Raw genomic sequence first — 21,327 nt, 5'->3', positions numbered from 1 at the left:
GCCTCATCCGTTTCGATCCAGTGGCGGGGTGTCTTCCCCCCTGGCGTGCCTGCCGCGCCGGAAGCCGCCTTGCAGACTCGTCATCCGGGCGCGCACCGCGTCGGGGGAAAGCGAGAGTATCGGCCGCGGCTCCGGCTCCGCGGCGGGGCCGCCCGCCACGTCGGCGACCCGCAGGAACGGCCAGGTGTCCTCGGCGCCGTCCTCTTGTTCCAGGTGCTCCGGCGACGGCCACTCCGGTTGTTCGGCGTGCGCGGGCGCCGGCCATTCGGGGGCCGCCTCGTCCGGGTCTTCCGTCGGGAACTCCGGCGGCTCCGCGTAGGCGTGCTCGGGCTCGGGCTCGGGTTCGAAGGCGGGGACCTCCGGCATCGGCGCGACCACCCGCGGCTCCGGCGCGACCGGTTCCTCCGGCGGCGCCGAGAGGTCGAACCAGCGCGACAGCACGTCGCGATAAGCAGGCATCCGGTCCGTCGGCGCGTCGATCTCCAGATGCGACCGCGACGCCGGGCCGGGCCACGACGGCGCCTCCTCGACCACCGGCGCGCGCCGCAGCGGACCGGCGTCGTCGAGGGTCGGCGCGACCAGTTCAGCGGGCTCCTCCGGCTCCTCGGCCGGGGCCAGCGGCGCGAGCGGGGCCAGCAGTTCCGGCTCGGGCGCGGGTTCCGGTTCGACCGGCGCGGGCGGCTGCGGCAGCGGCGGGGCCTCCGTGATCAACGTGGCCGGGACGACGACCGTCGCGGTGAGCCCGCGTCCCTCGGCCGGGCTCAACCGCACCGCGATGGCGTGCCGTTCGGCCAGCGTGGCGACCACGAACAGGCCCATCCGGCGCGACACCTCGACGTCGACCTCCGGCGGATGCGCCAGCCGCGCGTTGGTGCGGTCGATCTCCGCCTGCGGCATGCCCGCGCCGCGGTCGGTGATCTCGATCCGCCACGCGCCGTCGGCCGTCCGCGCGCTCTCCACGGTGACCGCCGTCTGCGGCCCGGAGTACCGGGTGGCGTTCTCCAGCAGCTCGGACACCACGTGCACCAGGTCGTTGACCGCGTCGCCGCGCACCGCGAGCGCGGGGGCCGGGCCGATCTCGATCCGCTGGTAATCCTCCACTTCGGACAGTGCGGCCCCGATGATCTCGTCGGCCACCACCGGTCCGGTGTCCTCGCGCACGAGGTCGGTGCCGGACAGCACCAGCAGGTTCTCGCTGTTGCGCCGCATCCGGGTGGCGAGGTGGTCGAGTTCGAACAGCCCGCCGAGGGTCTCCGGGTCCTGTTCGCCCGCCTCCATCCGGTCGAGCACGGACAGCTGCCGCTCCACCAGGTCCTGGCTGCGCTGCGACAGGTTGACGAACATCGCGTTCACGTTCTCGCGCAGCATCGCCTGCTCGGCAGCCAGCCGGACCGCCTCGCCGTGCACCGCGTCGAACGCGCGCGCGACCTGCCCGACTTCCTCGCGGGTGAAGATCGGCACCGGCGCGACCGCCGCTCGGTGCCGCAGGTTCTCCGGAGCCGGATCGGGCTCGGTGAGCAGCCGCTGCACCGCCTCGGGCAGCCGGTGGTCGGCGACCTCCAGCGCGGTGCGGCGCAGGATCCGCAACGGCCGCAGCAGCGAACGCGCGATCACCACCGACAGGACACCGGCGACCAACAGGACGCCGATGACGATTCCGCCGTCCCAGATCGTCGAGGCGCGGGCGCTGGCGGCCCGCGCGTCCGTTTTCTCCTGAAGCTGGACGAGCAGCGCCTGCTGCACCTGGTGGGCGAGATTGACCGTGTACGTCGACGCGGTGTCCCACTGGTCCGCGTCCAGACCGGACAGCGGCTGGTTGTTCTCCGTGCGCGTGAGCGCCGACTCGACCATGTCGTTGCCGATGTCGACGACGATGCCGATCACCGTGTCCGAGTACATCCGCTGCTCGTCCGGAGTCGCGAAGGTGCGGTAGTCGCTGCGCGCGGCGGCCAGTTCGGCTTCCGCGCCGAGCAGCGCGCGCGTCCGGTCCCGGTTGAGCGTGCCCTGCGCGATCGCCTCGGACATGATCGCGCGCTTGACCGACATCTGGTCCTTGATCCGCGCGAGCGCGTTCCCGGCGAGCCGCAGCCGGGCCAGGTCGGGTTCGGTGACGTCGGCCGCGGCGGTGTCGCTGATGTCGAGCAGGCCGGAGATCAGCTCGCTGTAGGAACGGAGCACCGCGTCCGCCGGATACGCGGAGTGTTCAGCCGAATACCGAAGGCCGCCCAGCACTCGCAGCCGGTCGTCGCTCTGCTGCAGATCGCCCGCCGCGGACTCGTCGAGCCGCGATTTGCTGTCGGCGAGCGACCGCTCGAACGCGCCGATCGCCAGGTCGACCCGGGTGCGCTGGCCGACGAGGACGTCAGTGGCCCCCTTGCGGTCGCCCGCGACGAAGCGCACCGTGACGTCGCGTTCGCGCTGCAACTGGTGCACGACCTCGGCGACCGTCGAGTCGATCCGGCAGCGGGCGGCGAACTCGGCGAGCTGGCGGGCGTCGCGCAGGTCGCTGTTGACCCGGAGGCCGACCAGCACGACCACGGCGAGCGCCGGGATCAGCAGGACGACGAAGAGCTTGGTGCGCAGCCGCCAGTTCCGCAGCCGCCAGCCGCCGCCGACCGGGCGCGAGGCAGCCGGATCCGTCGCGTCACCCGAACGGGGACGGTCGTCGCGACGGGTCACCTGTGCTTCCTTTTCCACCGCGGGGACCTCTGCCCACGGACGTCATCGGGCTCCAGCCGGAAACTACCGCTCGGTAGTTGCCGGCGAAAAGATCGGGAAGCCACCCTGGCGGGGGCACGGCCCTGCGGGCGATCGTATGGGCAGCGGCCCATACGATCCAGCACGAGGCAGAGATTCTCCCGGCAGGGGATGGCGAGTGAAAGCGACCGGTCTGAGGTTTGCGCTGGTGGCGACGTTGTTCGCACTCAGCGGCTGCTCCGTGTTCGGATCCAGTGACACCGGACAAGCGCAACCGCCGGAACGCGCGACGCTGCGGGTCGGCGTCGCGAGCCCGATCGACACCGCCCCGCTGCGGATCGCCGTCGCCGCGGGAAAGTTCCGCCAGGCCGGGCTGAACGTCCAACTGGTGGAACTCGGCGACAGCGACGGCGTGGAAAAACTGAAGTCCGGACAGATAGATGTGACGTTCGGCAGCGACGTGTCGCTGTTCCGCGCCGCCGGGTCCGGCACCGCGCTGCAATTGCAGGGCGAGGCGTACACCTTCGGCCGCACGACTATCGCGCTCGTCACATTGCCCGGCTCCGACTACTCCGAACCGACCGCGAAGAAGTCGCCGAAGATCGCCGTCGACTCGCCCGACGACATCGGCGCGCTCACCGCGCGGGCGGTCCTCGGCACGGCAGGCGTCGACAAGTCGAAGATCGAGTTCGTGACCCGGCCGTTCGGGCAGATGCCCGCCGCGCTGCAGTCCGGCGACGCGGACGCGGCGCTGATGGTCGAGCCGTACATCACCCGCGCGGAGAAGGAACTGGGCGCGCAGGTCCTCGCCGACGGTTCGACCGGCGCGACGCTGGACTTCCCGGCGTCGGGCTACGCCGCGACCGGCCAGTTCGCCGCCGCGAACCCGCGCACGCTGACCGCGTTCCGCAACGTCCTCACCCAGGCCCAGCTCGCCGCGTCCGACTCGGCGAAGGTGCGCGACGCGCTGCCGTCGTTCTCCGACATCGACCAGACCACCGCCGCGCTGATCTCGCTCGGCAGCTACCCGACCACGCTGTCGGCGACCCGGCTGCAGCGCGTGGCCGACCTGATGCACAGCTCCGGGCAGTTGGCGAACCGGCTCGACGTGGCGGCGATGCTCCCGAACGCCTTGTGAGGCGCTAGATGCTCGCCCCGGTCGGCTGCAGGCAAATCGTCCGCACCGGCGGTCCCGCGTACACCAGCGACAAATCCTTCTCGCCGCAGCTCGACGCCGACTTCGCGCCGTCGTGCACGACCGCCCGCGCTTCCGCCTTGGGGTCGTCGCAGGCGACCTTGCCGACCTTCGACTCGTCCGAAACGTCGCGGACGCACTCGCCGGACACGACGTTCAACGCGAGGCACAGCGTCTGGGTCGGCCTGCTGGTGGTGCTGCGCGCCGACGAGTACAGCTCGAACGGCACGTAGTCCTCGCCGCGGCAGGACGACCGGCCCTTCGAGACGGTGTCGACGCGGTAGGTGGCAGCCCGGTCGGAGCAGTCCGCTCCGGTGTAGGTCTGCGTCCTCGACCCCAGCGAAGTGAGGTACAGGCAGCTGCCCGCGACCGGCGGTCCCGCCGAGCGCACGACCGCGGCGAACCCGAACGCGCCGAGCGTGCCGAGCCCGAGCGCCACGACGACGAGTGCGGCGAAGAGCCCCTTCTGCTTGCCCGACACCCGCTTCGGGCCGCCCTGGACCGGCTGCTGCGGGAGCGGCTGGTACGGGTTCGCGGCCGGCGGCATGCCGAACGGTGGTGTGGTCACTGGGTCCCCTCCCGCGGCTTCGTCCCGCCATCTTGGCATCCCCGGGCCGCGGTCCGGGAGGGAACGTATAAAGGAGAGGTGACTGATGGCCCCCTGATCGTCCAGTCCGACAAAACCGTGCTGCTCGAGGTCGACAATCCGCGTGCCGACGACGCGCGGATCGCGATCGCGCCGTTCGCCGAACTGGAACGAGCACCCGAACACGTGCACACCTACCGGATCACGCCGCTCGCGTTGTGGAACGCGCGCGCCGCCGGGCACGACGCGGAACAGGTGGTGGACGCGCTCACCACGTACTCGCGGTTCCCGGTGCCGCAGCCGCTCTTGATCGACGTCGTGGACGTGATGGGCCGGTTCGGGCGGCTGCAGATCGCCAACCACCCGGCGCACGGCCTGGTCATGACCACGACCGACCGCGCGGTGCTGGAAGAGGTCTCGCGCCACAAGAAGATCAGCCCGATGCTGGGCTCGCGGATCGACGACGACACGGTGATCGTGCACCCGTCCGAACGCGGGCGGCTCAAGCAGGCGCTGCTGAAGGTCGGCTGGCCGGCCGAGGACCTCGCCGGGTACGTGGACGGCGAAGCGCACCCGATCGATCTCGCCGAGGACGACTGGCACCTGCGCGACTACCAGCGGAAGGCGGCGGAAGCGTTCTGGGCGGGCGGTTCCGGCGTCGTCGTGCTGCCATGCGGCGCGGGCAAGACGCTGGTCGGCGCGGCCGCGATGGCGCACGCCAAGGCGACCACGCTGATCCTGGTCACCAACACCGTCGCCGGGCGGCAGTGGAAGCGCGAACTGGTCGCGCGCACGTCGCTCACCGAGGACGAGATCGGCGAGTACTCCGGGGAGAAGAAGGAGATCCGGCCGGTCACCATCGCGACGTACCAGGTGGTCACGCGCAAGACCAAGGGCGAGTACCGGCACCTGGAGCTGTTCGATTCGCGCGACTGGGGCCTGGTCGTCTACGACGAAGTGCACCTTCTGCCCGCGCCGGTGTTCCGGATGACCGCGGACCTGCAGTCGCGGCGGCGGCTCGGGCTCACCGCCACGCTGGTGCGCGAGGACGGCCGCGAGGGCGACGTGTTCTCGCTGATCGGCCCGAAGCGGTACGACGTGCCGTGGCGCGACATCGAGGCGCAGGGCTGGATCGCGCCCGCGGAATGCACCGAGGTGCGGGTGACGCTGACCGAGTCGGAGCGTCTGCAGTACGCCACCGCGGACTCCGACGAGCGGTACAAGCTCGCGGCGACGGCGATGACGAAGATCCCGGTGATCCGGTCCATTGTGGACAAGCACGCCGGCGAGCCCACCCTGGTGATCGGCGCATACCTCGACCAGCTGGAGATGCTGGGCGCGGAACTGGAGGCCCCGGTCATCCAGGGTGCCACGAAGAACAAGGAGCGGGAGGAACTGTTCGACAAGTTCCGCCGCGGCGAACTGCGCACGCTCGTGGTGTCGAAGGTCGCGAACTTCTCGATCGACCTGCCGGAAGCGTCGGTGGCGATCCAGGTTTCGGGCACTTTCGGTTCGCGGCAGGAGGAAGCGCAACGCCTCGGCCGACTCCTGCGCCCGAAGGGCGACGGACGGCAGGCGCACTTCTACTCGATCGTCTCACGGGACACAGTGGACACTGAGTACGCCGCGCATCGGCAGCGTTTCCTGGCCGAACAGGGCTACGCGTACCACATCGTCGACGCGGAGGACCTGCGCCGACCGCTGTGAATCACGAACCGAGGTAACGGAGAACGGCCAGCACGCGCCGGCTGTAACCCTTTGCCTGCGGCAGGTCGAGCTTGTCGAAGATCGCGTTCGCGTGCTTCTCCACGGCGCTCTGCGAGATGTACAGCAGCGTGGCGATGCCCGCGTTCGTGTGCCCCTGCGCCATTTTCTCCAGCACGTCGCGCTCGCGCGGAGTCAGCCGGGCGAGCGCGTCCTCGTGCGATGTGCGGGCGACCAGCCTGCGCACCACCTCCGGATCGAAGGCCGCACCACCGGCCGCGACCCGGTCCAGCGCGTCGAGAAAGTCGCCGACCTGGGCGACCCTGTCCTTGAGCAGATACCCGACGCGTCCGCCGTCGCCGCCGATCAGCTTGGCCGCGTACCGTTTCTCGACGTACTGGGACAGCACGAGCACACCGGTGTCCGGCCAACGTTCACGGATTTCCAGCGCGGCACGCAACCCTTCGTCCGTGTGGGTCGGCGGCATGCGAACATCGGTGACGACGATGTCGGGCTGATGCTCGGCCGTCGCTTCGAGGAGCTTTTCTCCATCGCCGACCGCAGCCACGACGTCGTGGCCTTCCTCCGCCAGCAGCCGTACGAGACCTTCCCGGAGCAAGGTCGCGTCCTCAGCCAGAATCACTCGCACGGCAACGTCACCCGCACAGTGGTCGGCCCGTTTTCGGGGCTCTGTACGGAAAACTCGCCATCCATTGCCGCCACTCGTCTCGCCAACCCAGACAACCCGCCACTCTCGCCTACCTGTGCGCCACCGCAACCGTCGTCCGTGATCTCTGCTTCCAGCCTGTTTTCTTGCCGCCGGACGTCGATCGTGACCTTATTGGCGTTGGCATGCTTAGCCGCATTGGTGACCGACTCGGACGCCACGAAGTAGACCACCGTCGCCAATTCCGGCGATGGCTCGTCAATAGCGTAACGAAGGTCGACCGGGATCGTGGCCCGCTCAGCCAGAGACTCCAACGCAGCCTCAAGACCACTCTCGTCGAGCGCGATCGGGTACACACGCCAGCTAACCTCACGCAGCTCTCTCAACGCTTCCTGCGATTCCTCATGCGCCTGGCGGACCAGCTCAGCCGACCGCTGCGGGTCGTCCGCGCGCCGAGCCCGGCCGAGCAACACCCCCAATGCGACCAGCCTTTGCTGCACTCCGTCATGCAAATCCCGCTCGATCCGGCGACGCTCTCCGTTGACTGCCTCGACCACTTCACTCCGCGTGGTCGCCAGCTCAGACACCCTGCGCCGCAACAGTTCTTGACTGCTGGGCCCGAAAAACCGCCGCGCCAACCGGCGATCGAGCGCGGCTACGCCGATCAGCCCCTGTCCACAAAGGAATACCCCGATCGCGCCGAGGGCCACTACGGGGAGCCAGTCCAGAAGTTTCCCGTCACCCGCACCGCCAGGAGCCCGCCCGGTGACGAGTTGGACGAAGTAGAACGCCCCCGCCGCGACCCCCGCGCCGACGCACACCCACACTCCCAGCGCGAGAAGCCCGGTCAAGCTGCGCGGGAAGAGGTATTGGAGGGCGCGGCGACCGTCGTAATCGTCGCCGTTGCTGGCGTCGAAGAACCGCTTCAGACGGGCGCGTTCTATTTCGGCGAGCCCGCGCGCGCCGCGGAAGACCCGCTGCCGTGCCGCGGGGATGACAAGGAGCGGTGCGGCGAGTACCAGGTACGGGAGCTCGATGAGCGCCGTCAGCGCACCTAGGCCGACACCTGCTGTACGGCGCAGTCTGTTCACGTCGCTCAGGCTAGCCAGCCTGGTGGGGGCGGGGTACTGCGGTTTTCCGCATTTCGCCTGGTCCTCGGTTCTCGGCACGTCCTGTCGGGGCACATTTCCCGTCTTCCTCGGACTCGTTGCCCTTCCACCCCGACCCGCTGCGATCTTCGAACCCCGCCTGCCCAGCCACATTCCCCGCCACCCACGGCCGAGCACGTTGCCCCTCCACCCGGCCCTACCGCGATCTCCAACTCCGCCTGTCCAGCCACATTCCCCGCCTCCCGCAGACGAAGTCGCTGCTCTTCCACGCCGACCCCACCGCGGTCTCCGAACCCCGCCTGCCCCACCTCCCGCGGCCGAACTCGCTGTTCTTCCACCCCGACCCCACCGCAGCCTCCGAACCCCGCCTGCCCCGCCACATCCCCCCGCCTCCCGCGACCGAACTCGTCGACCCTCCGCCCAACCCCACTGCGGCCTTCCGCATCTCGCCAAGCCCCGAACCCCGTCTGTCCAGCCAACTTTCCCCGCCTCCCGCGAACGAGCTCATTGCACCTCCGCCCCAACCCCACTGCGGTTTCCGCCTCTCGCCAGCCCCTCGGTTTCCGAGCCCTCCCTGTCCAGCCACATCCCCCGCCTTCCACAACCGAACGCGCCGCCCCACCCCAAACCCCACTGCGGTTTCCCGCATTTCCGCGGGTGGCCGACCGCAATGTGTTGCGCGCCTTGGCTTCCTACCGTCAACAACGTCAGCTTTCGTCGTGAAAGGACCCCTCGTGCACCTCTTGCTCGCCGCCCCTGCCGAACCCCTCACCGGACTGGCCGGTTGGGCCGTCGGCCTGATGGACTCGCTAGGCGGCATCGGCGCCGCGATCGTCGTCGGCCTGGACAACCTGTTCCCGCCGATCCCCAGCGAACTCGTCCTCCCGCTAGCCGGTTTCTCCGCGAGCCGCGGCACCTTCAGCCTGCTCGGCGCCCTCTTCTGGACGACCCTCGGCTCAGTCGCCGGCGCCGTGATCGTCTACTGGCTGGGCGCCCTGCTCGGCCGCGACCGATGCCGCGCGCTGCTCAGCCGCCTGCCGCTGATGGACGCCGCCGACTTCGACCGCACCGAGGCGTGGTTCACCCGGCACGGCGGCAAGGCGGTCTTCCTCGGCCGGATGGTGCCGATCTTCCGCAGCCTGATCTCGCTACCGGCGGGCGTCGAACGGATGCCGTTCGGCCGGTTCCTGCTGCTGACGACGGCAGGCAGCCTGCTGTGGAACACCGCCTTCGTCGTGGCCGGCTACCTGCTCGGGGAGAGCTGGTCGCTGGTGGACCGCTACGCGTCGGTGTTCCAGTACGCCGTGCTCGCCGCGGTGGCGATCGCCATCGGCCTGTTCGTCGCGGTCCGGGTGCGCCGCGTCTCCCGGCGCTGAGTTTTTGGCCCTCGACCTGGGCTTTCCCGAGGTTCACCCGAACGGATGAGCGAGTGGCGCCCTGGAAATTGTCGGTGGTTCGAACTACTGTTCGATATGCAGGAACCGAACACCAGTTCGAGGGGAAGCTCATGACGATCGCACCGTTCCGCCCCGGCGTCGGGGCACCGCCGGTCCAGACCTTGCCGCCAGGGCGCTGGCACGGGCGGATCTGGGTGTCGGAGGAACCGCTCACGCGCCCGCAGCGGTACCTGAGCTGCGTCGCGGAGTTCGAGCGGTCGGGGTTGTGGCCCGTGCTGATCCCGCCCGACCAGCGCTTCACCGCCCGCGGCGAAGACTGGCTGGACGACCGAGGCCGCCTAGCCCCGGCCGGTCACCGCGTCGCCAACGCCGACCCCGCCGAAGTCCTGGCCCGCTGGTGGGACGGCTCTTGTTGCGACGGAGCCTGCCTGCGCCCGTTCGGCACCCGCTTCCCCGGGTTGGCGAAACGCTCGCACCGCCGCTCGGACCCATTGGCCGAAGCAGGCAACACCGGCTCCATCCTGGCCGCCCGCACCCCGCACCGGTTGGGCCTGGTCCAAGCCGACCGTCCGGCCGACGTCCCGGCCCTCATCGGCTGGACGGGAATGATCAAGTCGACAGACCAGGTCGCGGAACTCTCAGCAGTCCTGCGCAGCTGGGAAGACCGCTTCGGCGCAACCTTGGTGACGCTGGGCTTCGACTCACTGGAACTGTCGGTTTCCGCCCCACCCCGCACCCACGCCAGGGCACTGACAGTCGCGGCGGAGCACCGCGCCTTCAGCCTCCCCACGTACCTCACGCAGCCAGGAAACTTGCGGGAGTACGCGACGTCCCTAGTGCAGTCCCGCCGGTGGAGGTTCTCGTGGGCTTGAGGGAGTGAGGAATGCGCGGGGCGGGCAGATCCGTGGCCCGAGACGGGCTCGCCACGACCGGGGCCCGTCCGACAGACCTGACCGGTGCGGGAATGCGCGGTGAGCAGGCGAGTCCAGCCCGTCCGGTGGGCCAGGAAGGCGGCAAGCCTGGCCCACCGAACGGGATGGCTACCGCGCGCGGGATTTCGGCCGCCTCTCGCGGGGTTTCGGCCGCCTCTCGCGGCTCCGGCACCGTCACTCCCGGCCACCCCGCCACCGCTGCTGATTCCGGCTCCTCCGCCCGTCTCGGCACCGCCGCTCCTGTCGATGCCGCCACTCCCCTCGACGCCACCGCTTTCTTCGATGCCACCGTGAGCACTAGCGACAACAGCCGCCCCGCAATCCGCCCGGGCCCCACCGCCCGCCTCAACTCCACCGCCCCGGTTCCGCGCCCTCGCTTCCCCTGTTCTCCTCACCGTCCCCTCCGAGCCCCGTCCCGACGAGCAGGCAACGGAGTCCGCGCCATGAGACCTACGTCCTTCCGCCCAGGACATCTGTCCCGATCCTTAGTCCGGCTGTCCCAAAAACAGCCGCGCGGACGCGTTTACCGCAACCGTCCCGGCGGGAATCCTCGGCGGCGAAAGGCGGTGAGCAAGATCGGCCAGATCCGAGTGGGCACGTCCGGCTGGCGCTACCCGCCGTGGCGTGGCGCGTACTACCCGTCCGGCCTGCCCCAACGGCGCGAACTCGAGCACCTCTCCCGGCAGATGAACGCCGTCGAGATCAACGGGTCCTTCTACTCGCTGCAACGCCCGGAGCGCTACCTCGCCTGGCACACCGAAACCCCGGCCGGATTCCTGTTCGCGGTCAAGGGCGGCCGGTTCATCACGCACCTCAAACAGTTGCGCGACGTCGAAACCGCGCTCGCCAACTTCTACGCGTCCGGCGTCCTCGCCCTCGCCGACAAACTGGGACCGTTCCTCTGGCAACTCCCGCCGCGACTGGCCTTCGACCCTGATCGCGTCTCGACGTTCCTCGGCCAACTCCCCCGCACCACCCGCGAGGCAGCCGCGCTCGGGAAGAAGCACGACGACAAGCTCAAGTCCCCGCCGTTCCTGAAACCCGGCCCCGACCGGCCAGTGCGGCACGCGCTCGAAGTCCGTCACCCGAGTTTCACCACACCTGAAGCGCTGGACCTGCTCAGGAAACACCGGGTCGCGCTGGTGACCTCCGACGCCGCCGCGCCGTGGCCGTACCGGGAGGACCAGACCACTGACTTCAGTTACGTCCGGTTGCACGGTTCGGACGAGCTCTACACCAGCAATTACTCCGATTCAGCCCTGCGCGAGTGGGCCGCGAAGATCACCGAATGGCACGACGGCGGCCGCCGCGACGTGCACGTCTACTTCGACAACGACAGCAAAGTCGCGGCCCCGCACAACGCCGTCGCGCTCACCCGCCTGCTCGGCCTCCCCACCCAAACCGACCCGGCACAGTGAGCGGACAGTGAGCGCACTTCGGTTGGGTAGTGATACGGGCCGCCGGTGGTCTACGTGCTGCCGCTGGGGGTCGGCACGCGGACCACCGCGCCCGGCTGCCCTCCGGCGACCCCGCGGGAAGCGTTCCGCCAAACGGCCGAGTCAGCCCCGCGCCAGCCGCACCATCTGCCTCGCAATGCATCCAGCCAGACCGCGCTGCCAGCGATCTTGGGCTGCGGCGACCGGGCCGAAGCTGCCCGCGCCCACCGGCCGAGCGCACCCGATCCGCATCGGATTGGTTCAACCAATCACGCACCGCAGCGAGTACGGACGGACCTCACCCCACCGCAAGCCAGCCGACTGCGCTCGTGCCCAACCCCACATCCGGGTGATTCAGCGGCGTCAGCAACCGTGCCGCGCCGCCGCAGTCCAACGTCGCGGCACGGGGCAAACCATCCCGCACCGCATCCGGGCAATCCAACCGCGTCAACACCCGCGCCGTGCGGCAGCGGTTGAGCTCGCGGCACCGCAGCAAGAACTACCTCGGGCACCCACCCGCCGCGCACCCCGGCAATCCAGCCGCCTCAGCAACCGAGCCGCGCCACTGCAGTCCAACGTCGCGACGCCGCGACAAACCACCCCGCACCGCATCCGAGTGATCCAGCCACGTCAACAACCCCGCCGCGCCGCTACAGTCCCAACGTCGTGGCATCGCCCCAAACCACCCGCACTACGTCCGGCAATCCAGTCACGCCAGCAGCCAAGCCGCGCCGCCCGCGGTCCAACCTCGCGGCCCCGCGGCGAAACTACCCCCGAACCAACCCAGCCAACTGCGCCCGAACCCGCTCCGCGTCTGGATGGTCCAACCGGGTCAGCAACCGAACCGCTCGCAACCAGCAATCTCGCGCCGCGGCGGTGCGCCCGTAGCGTAGATGCGCGGTGCCCAGCTCCGAAAGCACATCCGCGGCCTCATACTCCTCATCCATCGCGAAGAACATGTCGACCGCCTCCGACAGGCACTCGATTCCTTCCACATGCCGTCCCAAGCCAAGCAGCGCACGGGCCCTCGCGGCCAGGGAGAAGCGGCCCTGCGGCAAATCGTCCGGCGGGACCAATGCCAGCGCTTCGTCGGCGAGCGACAAGGCCTGCGGGTAGTCTCCCATCATCGCGCACAGGTCTCCCAAGGCGCGCAAAACATTCGCCTCCACCGAGGTGAATCCCAGTTCCCGCGTGATTTCCAGCGACCGCAGGCCATGCCGGTAAGCCTCCGGGAAATCTTCGATGCCCTGCGCGGTCATCGCCAGGTTGTAGCGCGCCCGCGCCTCCCCCGGCAGCGAGCCCAGTTCCAGCTGCACCGCCAGAGCTTGCTCCAGATACTCGCGCGCCAGCACGTAATTCCGGGCGACTCCCTCGATCACGCCTAGTCCATTGAGGATCGCCGCTTCACCGTGCCGCTCCGCGGAATTGCGCGCGGCTCGCAAACCGACCTCGAAGACGTACCGCCATTCGTCGACCCGGGCGCGGCCGGCGAAGTAGGTGAACAGCGACCACGCCAAGCGCCAGCATTGCGCGTATCGACCGATCCGGAACGACCATTGGATCACCGAAAGCAGGTTTCCGTGCTCCTCGATGAACCAGGCCAGCGCCCGGTGGTAGTCGGAAAACTCGAGCTCGCCAGCAGGCGGGATGGGGCCGATTTCGTCCATCAGCTGGTGCGGACGCATCGCCAGACCCGCGTTTCGCGCCGACGCGATGTACCAATCGAGCAGGCGTGCGCTGGCCGCCGTGCGCTCGGTGGCGTCGTCTTCCTGATCCGACAGCCCAGTCGCGTAGGCGCGAATCAGGTCGTGGAATTGGTACCGGCCCGGTTTCGGCTGGGTGAGCAAGTGCGTCGATACCAGCGTGTCGAGAGCGCTGCGAGTGTCCTTTTCGGACCGTCCGTTGAGCGCGACTGCCATGCCCAGCGACAAATCCGGGCCGACTGACAGCGCCAGCAATCGCAGCAGCCGAGCCGCCGCAGGGCACAGAACCCGGTAGGAATACGAAAAAACCGTGCGGATATTGGTTTCGTCGCCGTCGCCTAGGTCGAAGGTGCTCAACCGGCCGGCGTCTGAGGGCAGCGCCGCCACGAACTCGCCCAGTGGCAGCCGCGGGAATTGCGCGGCGCGGACAGCGAGGATTCGGATCGCCAGTGGGAGTCCGCCGCAGTACTCCACAAACTTGCCAGCCGCGATCGGGTCCTCGTGCACTCGTTCGACGCCGATGGCCGACGCGAGCAGTTCCACCGCCTCTTCGCTGTCCAATTCAGACAGAGCGATCCGTCGGGCACCGTGCGTCGCGACCAGTCCGCGCAGCTGCCAGCGGCTCGTCACCACAACCAGACATCCAGGACCGGGCAGCAAATGGCGGACTTGTTCGGTGCTGTTCGCGTTGTCCAGCACTATCAAGAGCCGTCGGCCGGTCGTGTAAGTGCGCCAGGTCGCGGCGCGTTCATCCAAACCGGACGGGATTCGGTCGGCGGGCACGCCCAGTGCGAGGAGCATCGTCTCCAGCGCGGCGATCGGCGACACCGGCGCGCCCGGGCCGTAGCCGCGGAGATCCAGGAATACTTGCCCGCCGGTGAAACGGTCGGCGATCTGGTGTGCGAAGTGGACAGACAGGGTCGTTTTCCCTTGTCCGCCCATGCCTTCCACTGAGGCGATCGGCGTGGAGGTGCCGACGTCGAGTGCCTCCGGCAGCAAGGCACGCAAGGCTTTCAGGTCCGCGGCTCGACCAGCGAATGCACCAAGATCAGCTGGAAGCTGGTGCGGGATATGGGGTTCCAGCGGAGTCCGGAAGCGCGTGCCTTCGTCACCGCCCAGCACGAGCCGGTGCGCGCGCTGCAGTCCGGCACCGGGGTCAAGGCCCAGTTCCTCGGCGAGCAATCCGCTGATCCGCCGGTGCACCTCCAGCGCCTCGGCCTGCCGCCCGGAGCGGAGCAGCGCGTACATCAGCTGCTCGTGCGGCCGTTCCCGCAGCGGATGTTCGCGCGTCAGCCGCTCCAGTTCGGGCACGACAGTGTCGTATTCGCCGACCGTCAGCATCGTCTCGGCCCACAGCTCGCGGACCCGCGTGCGCTCCTCGGCGAGCTGCCCGACCTCGTCCCGGTGCAGCGCGTCCGACTCCACGTTCTGCAGCGCCGGACCTCGCCACTGCCCGAGCGCGTCCTCGAAGTACCCGGCCGCCCGGCGGTGTTCGCCTCGTTCCGCCGCGCTGCGGCCCCGCGCCGCGAACTGGCGGAAGCGGCCGAGGTCCACCGCGTTCTCGTCGACTTCCAGCAGGTAGCCGCCGCGTTCGGTGCGGATCGCCGCGCCGTCGCCGAGCGCCCGGCGCAGCCGCAGCACATACGTCTGCAGCGCGCCCTTGGACCGGCGCTGGTCGTCGCCCCACAGCCAGTGGCCGAGCACGTCGACCGAAACGAGCCGGTTGGCCCGCAGCAGCAGTCCGGCGAGCACGATCAGCGGGCGGCTGCCGCCCAGCGGCACCACCTGGTCCCCGGCCAGCACCTCGGCCGGGCCGAGCACCCGGAAGTCGAGGCCGTCCACACGTTCCATTGTGGCGTTGAGACGGCCCCCGCGGCACCTCGGTTCCCGGCGCCGCGGCGATGGCATGATCGGCAGTCATGCAGGTTTACGCGCTCCCGCTGCACTCCCGGTTCCGGGACATCACCGTCCGTGAAGGACTGCTGCTCCGCGGCACCGCCGGCTGGGGCGAGTTCTGCCCGTTCGCGGATTATTCGGACACCGAAAGCGTGCCGTGGCTCGCCGCCGCGCTCGAAGCGAGCGAAGAAGGCTGGCCGGAGCCGGTCCGCGACCGGATCGAGGTCAACACGACAGTCCCCATTTCGTCGCCCGAACGCGCACACGAACTGGTCCGCAAGTCCGGCTGCCGCACGGCGAAGGTCAAGGTCGCCGACAAACGCGCGACGCTGACCGAGGACTGCGCGCGCGTCGAAGCGGTCCGCGACGCGCTGGGTCCGTCCGGGGCGATCCGGGTCGACGCCAACACGGCATGGGACGTCGACACCGCCGTGCACGCGCTGGGCGAGCTCGACCGCGCGGCCGGTGGACTGGAGTACGCCGAACAGCCGTGCCCCACGATCGACGACCTGGCTGCCGTTCGCCGCCGGGTGTCGGTGCGGATCGCGGCCGACGAATCGATCCGCCGCGCGGAGGACCCGCTGAAGGTCGCCGTGGCCGGAGCCGCCGACATCGCCGTGCTCAAGGTCGCCCCGCTCGGCGGGGTGCGGCGTGCGCTGGAGGTCGCGGAGGCGTGCGGGTTGCCGTGCGTGGTGTCGTCAGCCGTGGAAACGAGTGTCGGGCTGGCCGCCGGGCTCGCGCTCGCCGGGGCGTTGCCGGAGCTGGATTTCGCCTGCGGACTCGGCACGATGTCGTTGCTGCGCGGGGATGTCTGCACCGAGACACTGTCCCCTGTGGACGGTTACCTGCCGGTGCTGCGCCAGGCCCCGGAACCCGACGCCTACGCCGAGTTCGCCGCGTCGCCCGAGGTGTCCCGAGTGTGGCTGGACCGGTTCGAGCGGGTCCGGAAGATCAGCGGCTAAGGGAGACTTCAGGGTCGCGGCCCCGGGGCTTTCTCCGGGGCGATCCCGGATGTGCGGTGCGGCTCGGTCGCGGAGTATTGCTGGCATGACGGACAACGTGCAGGCCGCACCGGCCAAGAAGATCTTCCGCAGCCGCTCCGACCGCATGCTCACCGGCGTGTGCGGCGGATGGGCCAACTACCTCAACGTCGACCCCTCGATGGTGCGCATCGCCGCGGTCGCCGGCGCCGTGCTCTCGGCGGGCGTGATCCTGCCGGTCTACGCCGCCGCTGCCGTCCTGACTCCGGAAGACTGAGCCGGGAACGGGCGAAGCCCGGCCCACCGCGAGGGTGAACCGGGCTTCGCCGGAAAAGCAGCCGAACTCAGAAGTCCATGCCACCCATGCCGCCGGACGGGTCGGCCGGAGCGGCAGAAGCCTTCTCCGGCTTGTCCGCGACGACAGCCTCGGTGGTCAGGAACAGCGCCGCGATGGACGCGGCGTTCTGCAGCGCGGAGCGGGTGACCTTCGTCGGGTCCGGCACGCCGGCCGCGAGCAGGTCCTCGTACTCGCCGGTGGCGGCGTTCAGGCCGTGGCCCTGCGGGAGGGACTTGACCTTCTCCGCCACGACGCCGCCCTCGAGACCGGCGTTGATCGCGATCTGCTTGAGCGGAGCCTCGACGGCGACCTTGACGATGTTCGCGCCAGTGGCCTCGTCACCGGTCAGCTTCAGGCCCGCGAAAGCGGCCTCGGCAGCCTGGATCAGGGCCACGCCACCGCCGGCGACGATGCCCTCTTCCACTGCGGCCTTGGCGTTGCGCACCGCGTCCTCGATGCGGTGCTTGCGCTCCTTCAGCTCGACCTCGGTCGCGGCGCCGGCCTTGATGACGGCCACACCGCCGGCCAGCTTCGCGAGCCGCTCCTGCAGCTTCTCGCGGTCGTAGTCCGAGTCGGAGTTCTCGATCTCCGCGCGGATCTGGTTGACGCGACCCTGGATCTGGTCGGCGTCGCCAGCGCCCTCGACGATGGTGGTCTCGTCACGGGTGATGACGGCCTTGCGGGCGCGGCCCAGCAGCGACAGGTCCGCGTTCTCCAGCTTGAGGCCGACGTCCTCGGAGATGACCTGGCCGCCGGTCAGGATCGCGATGTCCTGCAGGATCGCCTTGCGGCGGTCGCCGAAGCCCGGGGCCTTGACGGCGACGGACTTGAAGGTGCCGCGGATCTTGTTGACGACCAGGGTCGCCAGGGCTTCGCCCTCGACGTCCTCGGCGATGATCAGGAGCGGCTTGCCGGACTGGATGACCTTCTCCAGCAGCGGCAGGACGTCCTTGACGTTGGAGATCTTGGAACCGAAGAGCAGGACGTACGGGTCCTCCAGCTCGGCTTCCTGGCGCTCCGGGTCGGTCACGAAGTAACCGGACACGTAGCCCTTGTCGAAGCGCATACCCTCGGTGAGCTCAAGCTCGAGCCCGAAGGTGTTGCTCTCCTCGACGGTGACGACGCCTTCCTTGCCGACCTTGTCCAGCGCCTCGGCGATCAGCTCGCCGATGGTGCGGTCAGCGGCCGAGATCGAGGCGGTAGCAGCGATCTGCTCCTTGGTCTCGATCTGGACGGCGGCCTTGTGCAGCTGCTCGGTGATGGCCTCGACGGCCGCCTCGATGCCGCGCTTCAGCGAGATCGGGTCGGCGCCGGCCGCGACGTTGCGCAGGCCCTCGCGCACGAGCGCCTGGGCGAGCACGGTGGCGGTGGTGGTGCCGTCGCCCGCGACGTCGTCGGTCTTCTTGGCAACTTCCTTGACGAGCTCGGCCCCGATCTTCTCCCACGGGTCCTCGAGCTCGATCTCCTTGGCGATGGAGACACCGTCGTTGGTGATCGTCGGCGCGCCCCACTTCTTTTCGAGCACGACGTTCCGGCCCCGCGGGCCGAGGGTCACCTTGACGGCTTCGGCGAGGGTGTTCAAGCCGCGCTCAAGACCGCGGCGGGCGTCCTCGTCGAACGCGATCAGTTTGGCCATTGCGGTGTGGTCCTCCGGTATTGGGCGCTACCGCCGCGCTGTCTCCAGCGGCGGCAGCAGGACACGTCCTCGGCCAGGCTCGGTGCCCGCGACGGACGACTGACCGGTGGGTCAGCCTCACCGTCCCGACCTTCAGGCAGGCGGTCGGTGACCGCTCGCCTAGCACTCGACGGCGTCGAGTGCCAATGCCGTGTTTAGCACTCTCCGGGGTCGAGTGCAAGGAGCGCAGGTCAGCGTCGGTGCGCTTCCGCAGCAGGTCGGCCGGGTCAGTGGCTCGGCTGGATGTGGATCGACGACGGCGGCGGGCGCAGCGACGACGGACCGGCCGACTTCGAGCCGCCCGGACCGACCGGGATGTTGGGAGCCGAGGACGCCGGAGCGGTCCCGCCGGTGCCGTTGTCGTCCCCGCTGAAGAGGAAGATCCCGCCGACGACGAGCCCGGCCACGACGAGCAGGCCCAGTGCGATCCACAGCCACTTCAGGCCGCCGCTCTTGGGCTGCTTTTCGAACGCGCCCGCACCGCCCGCCGGGGACGGCGGACGCAGCCGCATCGGGTCGCCGAAGGCCTGGTTCGGATGGCCCTGCTGGTTGGGCTGGGCGGGGTAGCCGGGCTGGTTCGGGTAACCGCCGTAGCCGGGCGGCGGGCCTTGCTGTCCGGGGCCGGGCTGGCCGGGGTAGCCGCTGTAGCCCGGCGGGGGGCCTGCCGGGGGTTGACCGGGGTAGCCCTGTTGACCAGGCTGCCCGGGTTGGCCGGGTTGCTGCTGACCTGGCTGGTTTGGTTGGCCGAGTTGCGGCTGACCGGGCTGACCGGGTTGCTGCTGGCCGGGCTGTGCTGGATAACCGGGCGGAGGCTGGTTGCCGTAACCAGCGGGGCCGCCGTAGCCGCCTTGGGCCGGGTATCCCGCTTGCTGGCCGGGTTGCTGGCCAGGTTGCGGAGCGCCCCAGCCGCCGGGGTTGCCCTGGCCGCCCTGGCCCGCGGCTGCGGGGCCGCCCGGCTGGGCGCCCGGTCCACCGGGACCAGCGCCCGGTCCGCCAGGACCGCCTGGCCCAGCAGGTCCACCGCCGCCGGGTCCGCCAGCACCGGCGGGACCGTTGGCACCAGGGCCGCCCTGTCCGCCCGTTCCAGGTCCGCCGGGTCCTTGCTGCATGCCCGCCTCCGGAAGTCCGTTCGGCCGGGCGGGGCCCGGCGGGGTGTCCGACGTCGCGAGCGGGCCGAGCGCGACCCTGGCCGCGGCGATCATCGCGACGCAGTTCGGGTAGCGGTCGTTGGGGTTTTTCGCCATGCCCTTGCGGATGACGTCGTCGACGGCGGCCGGGAGCGCGACCACGCTCGCCACCGACGGCGGTTCCCCGCCGAGGTGGCCCTTGATGACGGTGGGGACGTCGCCGCGGAACGGCGGGTTGCCGGTGAGGCAGGCGAACAGGACGCAGGTGAGGGCGTACTGGTCGGTGCGGCCGTCGAGCGGTTCGCCGCGCAGGTGTTCCGGGGCGGCGTAGGTGGGCGAGCCGAGGAAGTCGCCGCCGCGGGTGCGGTGGCCGGTGGCGCCGCGGCGGGTGAGGCCGAAGTCGGCGACGTAGACGTGCTCGCGGGAGGTCTCGCGGCTGGTGACGAGGACGTTGGCCGGTTTGACGTCGAGGTGCACGAGGCCGTGGTTGTGCAGCGTGTCGAGGGCGTCGGCGACCTGGTCGAGCAGGCTGAGCGCGCGGGACGGGCTGATCGGGCCCGCGGACATGAGGCCGGCGAGGTCGCCGCCGTCGACCATCCGCATGGCGATGTAGAGCATGCCCTCGAGTTCGCCGAAGTCGTACAGCGGGACGACGTTGGCGTGGTCGATCGCGGAGGTGTTGCGGGCCTCGTCGACGAACCGTTCGCGGAACTCGGCGTCCGCGCCGAGGTGGTCGCCGATGACCTTCAGCGCCACCTTGCGGCCGAGCCGCGTGTCCGTGGCCTGGTAGGTCACGGACATGCCGCCCTTGCCGAGCACCGAGTCGATGCGGTAGTGGCCCAGCTGGCGACCGGTGAGGTCCCCCGACACATCGCCTGTCACGCAGCGCAGCTTAACGCGCCGGTATCCGCTGCCACTGCCGGTTCGCCCAACCGGTCAGCGGACCTGCCTCGCTAGACCTTGCGGACGTCCGCGGCCTGGCTTCGGCCGTCGCGGCCGGACTGGACTTCGAACTCCACGCGGTCGCCCTCGTCGAGGGTGCGGAATCCGTCGGCCTGGATGGCCGAATAGTGGACGAAGACGTCCGGACCTTCGGGGGATTCGATGAACCCGTAGCCCTTTTCCGAGTTGAACCACTTGACGGTGCCGACTGCCACGGCGCCCTCCCTCGGGACAAGAATCCGCTGTCCATCAGCGTGCGAAGTGGAGTTCACGCTACCGGAATCAGCGCTCCCGGCAATGGGGTAATCGGCAGATTCCCCTTACGCCTGCGCTGCTCGCCGGTTGCGCGATTGGACGAGCACGGTTCCCGGTCCGGCGAAATCGAGGACGAGTCCTTCGCCCGTGCGCAGCGATTGCGGACCGCTCGGGTCGAGTGCGCGCAACCGGCATTGCAGGGTGTCGGGATAGGCGAGGAGATAGTCCGGGCGCACGGTGACGATCTCGCCGCGGCCGAGGTCGAACGAGTCGACCGGACCGGGCGCGGTGAGCAGGAGCGGGCCGCGGCCGCTGTAGTGCTCGAGGAACCCGGAATCGGCGCCGAACAACTGCTGCAGCGGGGCCCAGTTCTGGTCGACGCGGACCGTGCTCGGCCGGGCGAGGACGCCCTCGCGGTGCACCGACCAGCCAGTGGACCCGGTGAGTTCGAGCGGGTAGACGTCGCCGGGCCCGAGCGGGGCGAGGTCGACCCAGCCGCCGTCGGCGGGCGCGGTGAACACCGAACGACCGCCCTTGCGGCCGCGGTTCTGGTTCGTCTCGGCCACGTTGAAGCTGCTGGCCAGCAACGATTCCGCGGCCGCCTGCACGGCTTCGCCGGGGGCGAGCAGCACGCGGGCGACGCCGAACCCCGGCGTGTGCCTGGTGTGGACGCGCATGTCAGCGGGGCG

At 70.0% G+C, this 21,327-nt stretch carries 16 protein-coding genes; 7 read left to right on the top strand and 9 right to left on the bottom strand.

Annotated features, from left to right (window positions below):
* Positions 1–3 precede the first annotated feature (3 nt).
* On the bottom strand, positions 4–2,679 hold the full coding sequence (locus DMP23_RS38100) for a sensor histidine kinase (RefSeq protein ID WP_337823896.1): 2,676 nt from the start codon (positions 2,677–2,679) through the stop codon (positions 4–6).
* Between the two features lie 136 nt (positions 2,680–2,815).
* Here DMP23_RS38100 and DMP23_RS38095 point away from each other — a divergent pair, with 136 nt between their 5' ends.
* Positions 2,816–3,835, top strand: coding sequence for an ABC transporter substrate-binding protein (locus DMP23_RS38095; protein WP_134661894.1), 1,020 nt, complete (start codon positions 2,816–2,818; stop codon positions 3,833–3,835).
* Positions 3,836–3,839: 4 nt separating this feature from the next.
* Here DMP23_RS38095 and DMP23_RS38090 read toward each other — a convergent pair whose 3' ends face one another.
* Positions 3,840–4,460: an LppU/SCO3897 family protein gene (locus DMP23_RS38090; protein WP_238604052.1), complete on the bottom strand. Its 621-nt coding sequence runs from the start codon at positions 4,458–4,460 to the stop codon at positions 3,840–3,842.
* A gap of 78 nt (positions 4,461–4,538) precedes the next feature.
* Between DMP23_RS38090 and DMP23_RS38085 the strand changes: the two genes are divergently transcribed.
* Entirely contained in the window at positions 4,539–6,185 is a 1,647-nt protein-coding gene (locus DMP23_RS38085) for a DNA repair helicase XPB (protein ID WP_037807867.1), read from the top strand.
* Between the two features lies 1 nt (position 6,186).
* On the opposite strand, the gene DMP23_RS38080 is transcribed toward DMP23_RS38085, so the two are convergent.
* A complete protein-coding gene (locus DMP23_RS38080) occupies positions 6,187–6,831 on the bottom strand; it encodes a response regulator (RefSeq protein WP_238604050.1) in 645 nt (214 codons plus the stop codon).
* Complete coding sequence (locus tag DMP23_RS38075; protein ID WP_337823895.1) at positions 6,822–7,940, bottom strand: sensor histidine kinase; 1,119 nt, start codon at positions 7,938–7,940, stop codon at positions 6,822–6,824. Before DMP23_RS38075 ends, DMP23_RS38080 begins: the two co-directional genes overlap by 10 nt.
* A 752-nt stretch (positions 7,941–8,692) precedes the next feature.
* Between DMP23_RS38075 and DMP23_RS38070 the strand changes: the two genes are divergently transcribed.
* The 3 genes from DMP23_RS38070 to DMP23_RS38060 all read left to right on the top strand — a co-directional run bounded on the left by DMP23_RS38070 (position 8,693) and on the right by DMP23_RS38060 (position 11,705).
* Positions 8,693–9,334: a DedA family protein gene (locus DMP23_RS38070; RefSeq protein ID WP_037807871.1), complete on the top strand. Its 642-nt coding sequence runs from the start codon at positions 8,693–8,695 to the stop codon at positions 9,332–9,334.
* A gap of 131 nt (positions 9,335–9,465) precedes the next feature.
* Positions 9,466–10,227 (top strand): DUF4253 domain-containing protein, encoded by a 762-nt coding sequence (locus DMP23_RS38065; protein ID WP_037807874.1) that lies wholly within the window; start codon positions 9,466–9,468, stop codon positions 10,225–10,227.
* Positions 10,228–10,853: 626 nt separating this feature from the next.
* Complete coding sequence (locus DMP23_RS38060) at positions 10,854–11,705, top strand: DUF72 domain-containing protein (protein ID WP_337823894.1); 852 nt, start codon at positions 10,854–10,856, stop codon at positions 11,703–11,705.
* Between the two features lie 785 nt (positions 11,706–12,490).
* Here DMP23_RS38060 and DMP23_RS38055 read toward each other — a convergent pair.
* Positions 12,491–15,277: an AfsR/SARP family transcriptional regulator gene (locus DMP23_RS38055; protein WP_337823893.1), complete on the bottom strand. Its 2,787-nt coding sequence runs from the start codon at positions 15,275–15,277 to the stop codon at positions 12,491–12,493.
* 68 nt (positions 15,278–15,345) lie between these two features.
* On the opposite strand from DMP23_RS38055, the gene DMP23_RS38050 reads away from it, so the two are divergent.
* Both DMP23_RS38050 and DMP23_RS38045 read left to right on the top strand, forming a co-directional pair.
* Positions 15,346–16,284 carry an o-succinylbenzoate synthase gene (locus tag DMP23_RS38050; protein WP_337823892.1) on the top strand — a complete coding sequence of 313 codons (939 nt, stop codon included), beginning with the start codon at positions 15,346–15,348 and terminating at the stop codon, positions 16,282–16,284.
* An 85-nt stretch (positions 16,285–16,369) separates the two neighbouring features.
* Entirely contained in the window at positions 16,370–16,579 is a 210-nt protein-coding gene (locus tag DMP23_RS38045; RefSeq protein WP_037807882.1) for a PspC domain-containing protein, read from the top strand.
* Between the two features lie 67 nt (positions 16,580–16,646).
* Here DMP23_RS38045 and groL read toward each other — a convergent pair whose 3' ends face one another.
* From groL to DMP23_RS38025, 4 genes are all read right to left on the bottom strand, one after another.
* On the bottom strand, positions 16,647–18,275 hold the full coding sequence (gene groL, locus DMP23_RS38040) for a chaperonin GroEL (protein ID WP_037807888.1): 1,629 nt from the start codon (positions 18,273–18,275) through the stop codon (positions 16,647–16,649).
* 266 nt (positions 18,276–18,541) lie between these two features.
* Positions 18,542–20,323 (bottom strand): serine/threonine-protein kinase, encoded by a 1,782-nt coding sequence (locus tag DMP23_RS38035; RefSeq protein ID WP_443111314.1) that lies wholly within the window; start codon positions 20,321–20,323, stop codon positions 18,542–18,544.
* Between the two features lie 71 nt (positions 20,324–20,394).
* The gene (locus DMP23_RS38030) at positions 20,395–20,598 is read right to left on the bottom strand and encodes a cold-shock protein (RefSeq protein WP_009083993.1); all 204 of its coding nucleotides are present in this window, start codon (positions 20,596–20,598) and stop codon (positions 20,395–20,397) included.
* A gap of 105 nt (positions 20,599–20,703) precedes the next feature.
* Positions 20,704–21,315 carry an AIM24 family protein gene (locus DMP23_RS38025; protein ID WP_134661900.1) on the bottom strand — a complete coding sequence of 204 codons (612 nt, stop codon included), beginning with the start codon at positions 21,313–21,315 and terminating at the stop codon, positions 20,704–20,706.
* Between the last annotated feature and the right edge of the window lie 12 nt (positions 21,316–21,327).

Source organism: Amycolatopsis sp. A1MSW2902 (assembly GCF_017312175.1).
Classification (GTDB): Bacteria; Actinomycetota; Actinomycetes; order Mycobacteriales; family Pseudonocardiaceae; genus Amycolatopsis; species Amycolatopsis nivea.
The sequence above is the reverse complement of the archived record's forward strand: the minus strand, read 5'-3'. Positions and strand labels throughout refer to the sequence as shown.

Coding starts and splice junctions, on each gene's coding strand:
- DMP23_RS38025 (WP_134661900.1), bottom strand. CDS start 21,315: ATGCGCGTCCACACCAGGCACACGCCGGGGTTCGGCGTCGCCCGCGTG.
- DMP23_RS38055 (WP_337823893.1), bottom strand. CDS start 15,277: ATGGAACGTGTGGACGGCCTCGACTTCCGGGTGCTCGGCCCGGCCGAG.
- DMP23_RS38050 (WP_337823892.1), top strand. CDS start 15,346: ATGCAGGTTTACGCGCTCCCGCTGCACTCCCGGTTCCGGGACATCACC.
- DMP23_RS38045 (WP_037807882.1), top strand. CDS start 16,370: ATGACGGACAACGTGCAGGCCGCACCGGCCAAGAAGATCTTCCGCAGC.
- DMP23_RS38065 (WP_037807874.1), top strand. CDS start 9,466: ATGACGATCGCACCGTTCCGCCCCGGCGTCGGGGCACCGCCGGTCCAG.
- groL (WP_037807888.1), bottom strand. CDS start 18,275: ATGGCCAAACTGATCGCGTTCGACGAGGACGCCCGCCGCGGTCTTGAG.
- DMP23_RS38095 (WP_134661894.1), top strand. CDS start 2,816: ATGGGCAGCGGCCCATACGATCCAGCACGAGGCAGAGATTCTCCCGGC.